The 7,504-nt window shown below is 55.3% G+C and carries 11 protein-coding genes and 2 tRNA genes; 11 read left to right on the top strand and 2 right to left on the bottom strand.

Annotated elements, in window-relative coordinates:
• Together NIG5292_RS15365 and NIG5292_RS13790 are read right to left on the bottom strand one after the other, a co-directional pair.
• On the bottom strand, positions 1 to 262 hold a 262-nt coding region (locus NIG5292_RS15365; protein ID WP_370726556.1), incomplete at its 3' end, for a DUF6538 domain-containing protein.
• A 61-nt stretch (positions 263 to 323) separates the two neighbouring features.
• A tRNA-Thr gene (locus tag NIG5292_RS13790) sits at positions 324 to 398 on the bottom strand.
• Positions 399 to 406: 8 nt separating this feature from the next.
• On the opposite strand from NIG5292_RS13790, the gene NIG5292_RS14725 reads away from it, so the two are divergent.
• The 11 genes from NIG5292_RS14725 to NIG5292_RS13740 all read left to right on the top strand — a co-directional run bounded on the left by NIG5292_RS14725 (position 407) and on the right by NIG5292_RS13740 (position 7,259).
• A complete protein-coding gene (locus NIG5292_RS14725; RefSeq protein ID WP_143082014.1) occupies positions 407 to 643 on the top strand; it encodes a hypothetical protein in 237 nt (78 codons plus the stop codon).
• Between the two features lie 15 nt (positions 644 to 658).
• Complete coding sequence (gene murA / locus NIG5292_RS13785) at positions 659 to 1,930, top strand: UDP-N-acetylglucosamine 1-carboxyvinyltransferase (RefSeq protein ID WP_048600118.1); 1,272 nt, start codon at positions 659 to 661, stop codon at positions 1,928 to 1,930.
• A complete protein-coding gene (locus NIG5292_RS13780; RefSeq protein ID WP_048600117.1) occupies positions 1,927 to 2,403 on the top strand; it encodes a DUF2948 family protein in 477 nt (158 codons plus the stop codon). Before murA ends, NIG5292_RS13780 begins: the two co-directional genes overlap by 4 nt.
• A gap of 95 nt (positions 2,404 to 2,498) precedes the next feature.
• Complete coding sequence (gene hisD, locus NIG5292_RS13775; protein ID WP_048600116.1) at positions 2,499 to 3,812, top strand: histidinol dehydrogenase; 1,314 nt, start codon at positions 2,499 to 2,501, stop codon at positions 3,810 to 3,812.
• Positions 3,809 to 4,288 carry a UPF0262 family protein gene (locus NIG5292_RS13770; protein WP_048600115.1) on the top strand — a complete coding sequence of 160 codons (480 nt, stop codon included), beginning with the start codon at positions 3,809 to 3,811 and terminating at the stop codon, positions 4,286 to 4,288. Before hisD ends, NIG5292_RS13770 begins: the two co-directional genes overlap by 4 nt.
• 65 nt (positions 4,289 to 4,353) lie before the next feature.
• Entirely contained in the window at positions 4,354 to 4,752 is a 399-nt protein-coding gene (locus tag NIG5292_RS13765; protein ID WP_048600119.1) for an arsenate-mycothiol transferase ArsC, read from the top strand.
• A gap of 312 nt (positions 4,753 to 5,064) precedes the next feature.
• Entirely contained in the window at positions 5,065 to 5,283 is a 219-nt protein-coding gene (gene infA, locus NIG5292_RS13760) for a translation initiation factor IF-1 (protein ID WP_007205486.1), read from the top strand.
• Entirely contained in the window at positions 5,283 to 5,861 is a 579-nt protein-coding gene (locus tag NIG5292_RS13755) for a Maf family protein (RefSeq protein ID WP_048600114.1), read from the top strand. The genes infA and NIG5292_RS13755 overlap by 1 nt, the downstream gene beginning before the upstream one ends.
• Complete coding sequence (locus tag NIG5292_RS13750) at positions 5,858 to 6,889, top strand: ribonuclease E/G (protein WP_048600113.1); 1,032 nt, start codon at positions 5,858 to 5,860, stop codon at positions 6,887 to 6,889. The genes NIG5292_RS13755 and NIG5292_RS13750 overlap by 4 nt, the downstream gene beginning before the upstream one ends.
• Positions 6,889 to 7,083 carry a DNA gyrase inhibitor YacG gene (locus NIG5292_RS13745; protein WP_048600112.1) on the top strand — a complete coding sequence of 65 codons (195 nt, stop codon included), beginning with the start codon at positions 6,889 to 6,891 and terminating at the stop codon, positions 7,081 to 7,083. The genes NIG5292_RS13750 and NIG5292_RS13745 overlap by 1 nt, the downstream gene beginning before the upstream one ends.
• 101 nt (positions 7,084 to 7,184) lie before the next feature.
• Positions 7,185 to 7,259: transfer RNA gene (locus NIG5292_RS13740), tRNA-Phe, on the top strand.
• Positions 7,260 to 7,504 lie beyond the last annotated feature (245 nt).

Below are 7,504 nucleotides of genomic sequence, written 5' to 3'. Positions count from 1 at the left end.
CGACGGGCTCCTGCACAGCATCAGTGAGCAAATGCTTACCTGGAAGGTCTTCAGATGAAATCCTCAGGATATGCCAGTGCCTATCTAGCTTAGCAGCATCACTCATCGCCCTAATACGAGCGTCCCTGACTGATTTAGTCCTCAGAGAGTAAGCAATCCTGTTTGTACGATAATGCCGCCGTAAATCAGCGGGAACTCTACGGGAGAAATACCAGATACCGTTCTTATTGAAGGTGTAGCTGTTCAGCTTGGTAGTTAGCATGGTCTACGGCTCACTCGATCAGTCGAATTAGTGAGGTATTACAATGCTTTAAGTGGGCCTGTGGTGCTGCTGGAGAGAATTGAACTCTCGACCTCTCCATTACCAATGGAGTGCTCTACCTCTGAGCTACAGCAGCGCCGTAAAGTGAAGCGTCTTTACGAGCAATTGGGAAATCGTGCAAGCGCAATCTGGACCCTTTTTGGCAACTGCGGTATGCCGCTTGATATGAGCGATAAACAAAAAACAACCCAAGCCAAAAACGCCGCACAAGCCCGTGACGCGCGATTGAAAGCTGCGCTGAAAGCAAACATGAGCCGCCGCAAGGCACAGGCCCGTGCGCGCGCATCAGACACGGATGAAAAAGCCCAGACGGGCGATTGAGGATAGGACACCCCGATGGATAGTATTTTGGTAAAGGGCGGCGGTGCTGTTTCTGGACAAATCCCGATTGCTGGCGCGAAGAACGCGGCACTGACACTGATGCCGGTCACGCTGCTGAGTGATGAGCCACTGACACTAACCAACACGCCGCGATTGTCAGACATCAAGACTATGACAACGCTGCTGGAAAGTCTCGGCGCCGAAGTAACCAGCCTGCAAAACGGCAAGGTTGTTGCCATGTCGACCCACGGCACAATCAACACCACCGCGCATTACGATATCGTGCGCAAAATGCGCGCCTCCAATCTGGTGCTTGGCCCGCTCTTGGCCCGTGAGGGGCATGCAGTTGTGTCTTTGCCCGGTGGCTGTGCGATCGGCGCGCGTCCAATGGATATCCACACAGATGGTCTGGCCAAAATGGGTGCTCAGATTGACCTTAAGGACGGTTATTTGCACGCTAAGGCGGACGGCGGAAAGCTCAAAGGCGCCGTCATTGATTTCCCGTTTGCATCCGTTGGTGCCACAGAAAACATCATGATGGCCGCGACCCTTGCGAAAGGGACCACTGTTATCAATAATGCCGCCCGCGAGCCTGAAATTGTGGATCTGGCGACCTGTCTGCGCAGCATGGGCGCGCATATTGACGGGGACGGTACGTCAACCATTACGATCGAGGGCGTTGAGCGTCTTGGCGGCGCGACCCACCCCGTCGTCACCGACCGGATCGAGCTTGGCACATATATGCTGGCGCCTGTCATCGCGGGTGGCGAGGTTGAGTGTCTGGGTGGCACGTTGGCTTTGGTCGGCGCGTTCGCCGAAAAACTGGATGCAGCAGGCGTCAATATTTCCGAGACGAAAAACGGCCTGAAAGTCAGCCTACGCGGCGATCGCCCCAAAGCCGTTGACGTCACCACAGAGCCTTTCCCGGGTTTTCCAACGGATTTGCAGGCGCAAATGATGGCGATGTTGTGCTTTGCGGACGGTACATCTGTTTTGGAAGAGAAAATCTTTGAGAACCGCTTTATGCACGCCCCAGAGTTGGTACGGATGGGGGCCAACATCGATGTACAGGGCGGCGTTGCCCGCGTTACCGGTGTAGACAGCCTCAAAGGCGCGCCAGTGATGGCCACAGACCTGCGCGCATCCGTTTCGCTTATTCTGGCGGGTCTTGCGGCCCAAGGCGAGACTCTTGTGAACCGCGTTTATCACCTTGATCGCGGCTATGAGCATGTGGAAGAGAAACTGGCCGCGATTGGGGCCAATGTTCAGCGTGTGCAAGGCGCATGAGCGACGCGCGTTTTGAAGACGGGGCAGACAAGCCCCTTCGCCTATTGGGGCACACACCCGAAGATATCCCCGTGATATCGGCGTTACTTCAAGACGCGGTTTTTCCTGCGTCCGAAATGGCGTGGCAACCAAGCAAGCGTCGCTTTGCTATTCTGCTCAATCGGTTCCGTTGGGAAGATGCCCCAAAAGCCCAGAAACGTGGACGCGCCTTTGAGCGTGTTCAATCGGTGCTGGCCGTGGAGGACGTTCTGAAGGTGTCCTCAATGGGCATCGACCGTGCTGACAAAGAACAAATCCTGTCTCCCTTGGCGCTTGAATGGCAAGCGGGTGATGACGGCGCAGGGATCTTGACGCTTGTGCTTGCGGGCGACGGCGCTATCTCGCTGCATGTTGAAGCAATAGAGGTAAGCCTGCGCGACGTGACACGCCCCTATGTTGCAGCCGCAAAAGACGCACCGCATCACCCCGAATAACGCCCTCATTTCGCCTTTGCCGATCTGGCTCAACATTTGAAAATCACGCGTCTGTCCGTATTGAGGCGCACAGGACAACAAGATAGACATATTACATGCCCCAGTTTTTGACCCACACAGACCCTGACTTTGAGACGCGCTTTACCGCCCTTTTGTCCGCAAAGCGCGAAGACAGTGTGGATGTGGATGACGCTGTGGCGGCCATTATTGCAGATGTTCGTCAACGTGGCGACGCAGCGGTGATTGAGCTGACATCCAAGTTCGACCGGCTTGATTTGACGCCCGACACCCTTGCGATCAGCGCAGATGAAGTTGATGCCGAAATTGCCAAAGTAAGCGATGCAGACCGCGCAGCGCTAGAAATGGCCGCCGAACGCATTCGCGCCTACCACCTACGCCAGCTGCCAAAAGACGAAAGCTGGAGCGATGACACGGGCGCGACCCTTGGGTGGCGTTGGACACCTGTATCTGCGGCAGGGCTTTATGTGCCCGGAGGCTTGGCCTCTTACCCATCGTCGGTATTGATGAACGCGGTGCCTGCAAAAGTGGCTGGTGTGGGCCGTCTTGCGATCACCGTCCCCACGCCCGATGGCATCATCAATCCGTTGGTGTTGTTGGCCGCGCGTATTTCAGGTGTTGATGAAATTTACCGCATTGGCGGCGCGCAGGCGGTTGCTGCCTTGGCGTATGGCACGCAGACCATTCCCGCTGTCGATAAAATTACCGGCCCCGGAAACGCGTTTGTCGCGGCTGCAAAGCGTCGTGTGTTCGGCAAAGTCGGCATTGATATGATCGCCGGTCCATCAGAGATTTTGGTCATCGCCGATAAGCACAATAATCCTGCATGGATCGCGACTGATCTGCTGTCACAAGCCGAACATGACGAGAGTGCGCAAAGCCTGTTGATCACCGACGATGCTGCATTTGGTCAGGCCGTAGCCGACGAAGTTGAAGCGCAACTCAAAACCCTTGAACGGACGGCGATTGCCACGCCAAGTTGGCGCGATTACGGCGCAATTATTGTGGTCAAAGACCTTGATCAGGCTGCAGAACTCTCGGACCGTATCGCGCCTGAGCACCTTGAACTTTGCGTGGAAGACGTTGACGCACTTGCCGCCAAGATCACACACGCAGGTGCTATTTTCTTGGGGCAATGGACCCCAGAAGCGATCGGCGATTATATTGGCGGGCCAAACCACGTTCTGCCCACAGCGCGTTCTGCGCGGTTCAGTTCCGGTCTGTCCGTCATGGACTTTGTCAAACGCACGACCTTGGCGAAAATGACCCCCGCCGCCTTGCGTGCAATTGGCCCCAATGCGGTTCGCCTTGCGACTTCGGAAAGCCTACAAGCGCATGGTCTGTCAGTGCAGGCCCGCCTTGATCACCTCAACGAGCCGCAACCTGAATGAGCCATATCGCCGCCATAGATTTGGACGACAGCAACCTTGCCCCGCCCACGCCCGAGATCGAGCAAGAGCGCAAGGTAGCAATGTTCGATCTGTTGGAGGACAACAGTTTCGCCCTGCCCGTGCGCGACGACCGCGACGTGCCAGCCGGCCCCTATAACTTGCATCTATCGATCAAGGAAAAGAGGCTGGTCTTCAGCCTGACCACTGCTGATGCTGAGCCAGCAGCACAGTTCTTGTTGTCCCTCGGGCCGTTTCGTCAGGTTGTGAAAGACTACTTCCAGATTTGCGAAAGTTATTTCGAAGCGGTCAAAACCCTGCCTCCCCACCAAATTGAAACGATCGATATGGCACGGCGCGGTATTCACAACGAAGGGGCGCGCGTGCTGCAAGACAGGCTGGACGGCAAAGCCGACGTCGACAACGACACGGCCCGCCGCCTCTTTACGCTTATCTGCGTCTTGCATTTCGGACGATAGATTTGGAACAGCACCTTCCCACGTCAATCCTGTTTTGCTGTGACCACAACGCTGTCCGCTCGCCGATGGCCGAAGGATTGATGAAAAAGTTCTACGGCCAAGAAACATACGTGCAATCGGCCGGCGTCAAATCCGACATGGATGTAGACGGCTTTACAGTTGCCGTTTGCGAAGAAATGGGGATCGAGCTGTCACGCCACCGAGCGCGATCGTTTGATGAAATGGAGCAATGGGGCGATGATTTGGGCAGCTTCGATGTGATTGTCGCCCTGTCGCCTGCGTCCCAACGTGCGGCCCTTGAACTGACCCGCACCCATGCGCTTGAGGTTCTGTATTGGCCCATCATGGACCCGACCGGAATGGGTGACCAGCGCAACGAAAAGCTTGAGCATTACCGCGCGGCCCGTGACCAGATTATCAAACACATGACTGATAATTGGGGCGCTCCTGTCGTTTCAGAATAAGATCAGTGGTTGAGTGCGCCCGAATAAAGCCGCCAACTCTTGCGCCTGCCATTGATAACAAACCAAATCAAACGGCTACCTACGCTGAAATTGCCGCCCAAAAGCTGTGTCCACGAACCATGCAACCGCATAAGGTTCGACAAGTCGCACGTAAATTTCATGCATAAATGATACAACCACGTACTAATTCAGCCGATAAATTGGTGTTTCGACGCTCTTTGTGGTCACATTTCAGAAACGCCTTGAAAACAGCGCGGCGCTGCATCATATCGTGCCCTGTTCGCACAGGGCGGACGCATTACAGGAGTGAACATGGCTAAGGAAGAACTGCTCGAATTTCCAGGTGTCGTTAAGGAACTCTTGCCGAACGCGACATTCAGGGTCGAGCTGGAAAACGGCCATGAAATTATCGCTCATACGGCAGGCAAGATGCGCAAAAACCGCATCCGTGTTCTGGCTGGAGACAAAGTCCAAGTCGAGATGACACCGTATGATCTGACCAAGGGTCGGATCAACTATCGCTTCAAATAATGAAGCTGATCCTCGGATCTGGCAGTCCCCGGCGGCGTCAGTTGCTGGGGCAGTTGGGTGTGACGATCACCGAAACCCGCTCACCAGACATTGATGAAACACCACTAAAGGCCGAGCAACCTCGCGCCTACTGCATGCGCATGGCTGTTGAAAAGTCTAACGTCCTTGCTGCGGCTGAAGATGAAATTATCCTTTGCGCTGACACAACCGTCGCCCTTGGCCGCCGCATTCTTGGCAAGCCCGAGGACCGCGATGAGGCCGAGCGTTTTCTGCGCCTTCTTTCAGGCCGTCGTCATAAAGTAATCACGGCAGTAAGCGTCAAGACAGCAACCAAGCTATGGACCCGCGATGTTGTGACGGATGTGCGGATGAAACGCCTGTCTGAGCCAGAGATCACGACCTACCTCAATACAGATGACTGGCAAGGAAAAGCCGGCGGCTATGCCATTCAAGGCCCTGCTGGCGCATTCATCCCGTGGATTTCTGGCAGCTACTCTGCCGTCATGGGCTTGCCCCTTGCACAAACCGCCACGTTGCTTGAAGCAGCGGGCTACCCAATTTACGGAGCCGCCTCATGAAGGGTCGCCAGATTGCACTCGATCACCTCAACGGCATCGAAGCCGCGGCACTACTGGTCGACGGACGTCTTGACGACATCCTGATCGCGCCTCCGGCCGGAACGCCAACTGTTGGGACCATTTACGCGGCACGCGCAGACCGCCCTGTCAAAGGCCAAGGCGGCATCTTCGTCAGCACACCAGACGGCCAAGGATTTTTGCGTGGCACCAAAGGCATCGCCCAAGGGGCCCGCATCTTGGTTCAGGTGACAGGGCACGCAGAAGACGGCAAAGCCATCCCCGTGACGGCGAAACTGCTTTTCAAAAGCCGCTACGCAATTGTAACCCCATCCGCGCAGGGGCTGAACATCAGCCGCCAAATACGCGACGAAGAAGAACGCGTCCGCCTCAAAACTATCCTGCACGACGTGGCAGGCGATGCCCCCTACGGCGTGATCCTACGCTCGGCCAGTTTTGGCGCGGATGACGATGACATCGCCGAAGATATTGCCGCAATGTTGACTGCGGCGGATACAGTTTTAGCGTCCGAAGTAGAGGCGCCTGCTGTTTTGTTGCAAGGGGATCAGCCACATCTGTTGGCTTGGCGCGAGTGGACTGAGCCTGCTGAAGTTGCCCAGCAATCTGGCAGCTTTGAAGACTGCAACGTTCTCGATCAATTGGACGGGCTAACCAACATCGACGTACGGTTTGCCCAAAGTACGATGTTCATCGAACCAACCCGTGCTTTGGTTGCCGTCGACGTAAATACTGGAGCAGACACATCGCCCGCATCCGGGCTGAAAGCGAACCTTTGGGCAGCCAAAGAGCTGGCGAGGCAACTTCGACTGCGCGGCCTTGGCGGGCAGATCACAATCGATTTCGCCCCAATGACCAAAGCCGACCGGCGGCAAGTTGAAGGTGCGCTTCGCCAAGCGTTCAGGAGCGATCCAATCGAAACGTCCCTTGTGGGTTGGACGCCGCTTGGTCACTTTGAAATTCAACGCAAACGCGAACGCCTTCCCCTTAACCTGCTTCTCGGAGACAGCTGATGCCCTGCCCTATCTGCAAACGCGACGCGGATAAAAGTTACAAACCTTTTTGCAGCAAACGCTGCGCTGACATCGATTTGGCAAAGTGGCTTGGTGGTGATTATGCAATTGCCAGCACGGATCCAGATGACGTGGATCAGATCGTAGATGCACTTGAAATAGAAGCCGAGCGGGCCGCGAAAAACATTCACTAGCGCGAATTACGGTGAAATACACAATTGGGCAAAAAGGCGCTGGACACCACCTAATGCCTGACCTAGAACGACGCCACCCAAGGGGGTCAACCCCATCCCGTGCCCGGGTAGCTCAGGGGTAGAGCAGTGGATTGAAAATCCTCGTGTCGGTGGTTCGATTCCGCCCCTGGGCACCACTTTTACCAATAAAAACAATGGCTTAGCCAAGCGCAATGCGCGCTAAAGTTGTGTAATTCAAAAACACACCTTAAACACACTTTTTGCCGTGTTGCTGACTATTTTGACTGCGGATTCGCAGTGTTGAACACAGTGTTGGCTGATGCTGTGTTGCGGACACTGTGTTGGCAGAGTTTTGGGCAAACATGGTGAGGAACACAAGAAACGTCATTGCTGGTTTTCCGCCCAGAGCAGACATTCACGC

Origin of the sequence: Nereida ignava (genome assembly GCF_001049735.1) — a bacterium.
Classification (GTDB): domain Bacteria; phylum Pseudomonadota; class Alphaproteobacteria; order Rhodobacterales; family Rhodobacteraceae; genus Nereida; species Nereida ignava.
This window is presented reverse-complemented; position numbering and strand designations above follow the sequence as displayed.

What these genes read in the sequence shown, in the direction of transcription:
- murA (WP_048600118.1), top strand. Translation starts at nt 659, where the DNA reads ATGGATAGTATTTTGGTAAAGGGCGGCGGTGCTGTTTCTGGACAAATC.
- NIG5292_RS13780 (WP_048600117.1), top strand. Translation starts at nt 1,927, where the DNA reads ATGAGCGACGCGCGTTTTGAAGACGGGGCAGACAAGCCCCTTCGCCTA.
- hisD (WP_048600116.1), top strand. Translation starts at nt 2,499, where the DNA reads ATGCCCCAGTTTTTGACCCACACAGACCCTGACTTTGAGACGCGCTTT.
- NIG5292_RS13770 (WP_048600115.1), top strand. Translation starts at nt 3,809, where the DNA reads ATGAGCCATATCGCCGCCATAGATTTGGACGACAGCAACCTTGCCCCG.
- NIG5292_RS13765 (WP_048600119.1), top strand. Translation starts at nt 4,354, where the DNA reads ATGGCCGAAGGATTGATGAAAAAGTTCTACGGCCAAGAAACATACGTG.
- infA (WP_007205486.1), top strand. Translation starts at nt 5,065, where the DNA reads ATGGCTAAGGAAGAACTGCTCGAATTTCCAGGTGTCGTTAAGGAACTC.
- NIG5292_RS13755 (WP_048600114.1), top strand. Translation starts at nt 5,283, where the DNA reads ATGAAGCTGATCCTCGGATCTGGCAGTCCCCGGCGGCGTCAGTTGCTG.
- NIG5292_RS13750 (WP_048600113.1), top strand. Translation starts at nt 5,858, where the DNA reads ATGAAGGGTCGCCAGATTGCACTCGATCACCTCAACGGCATCGAAGCC.
- NIG5292_RS13745 (WP_048600112.1), top strand. Translation starts at nt 6,889, where the DNA reads ATGCCCTGCCCTATCTGCAAACGCGACGCGGATAAAAGTTACAAACCT.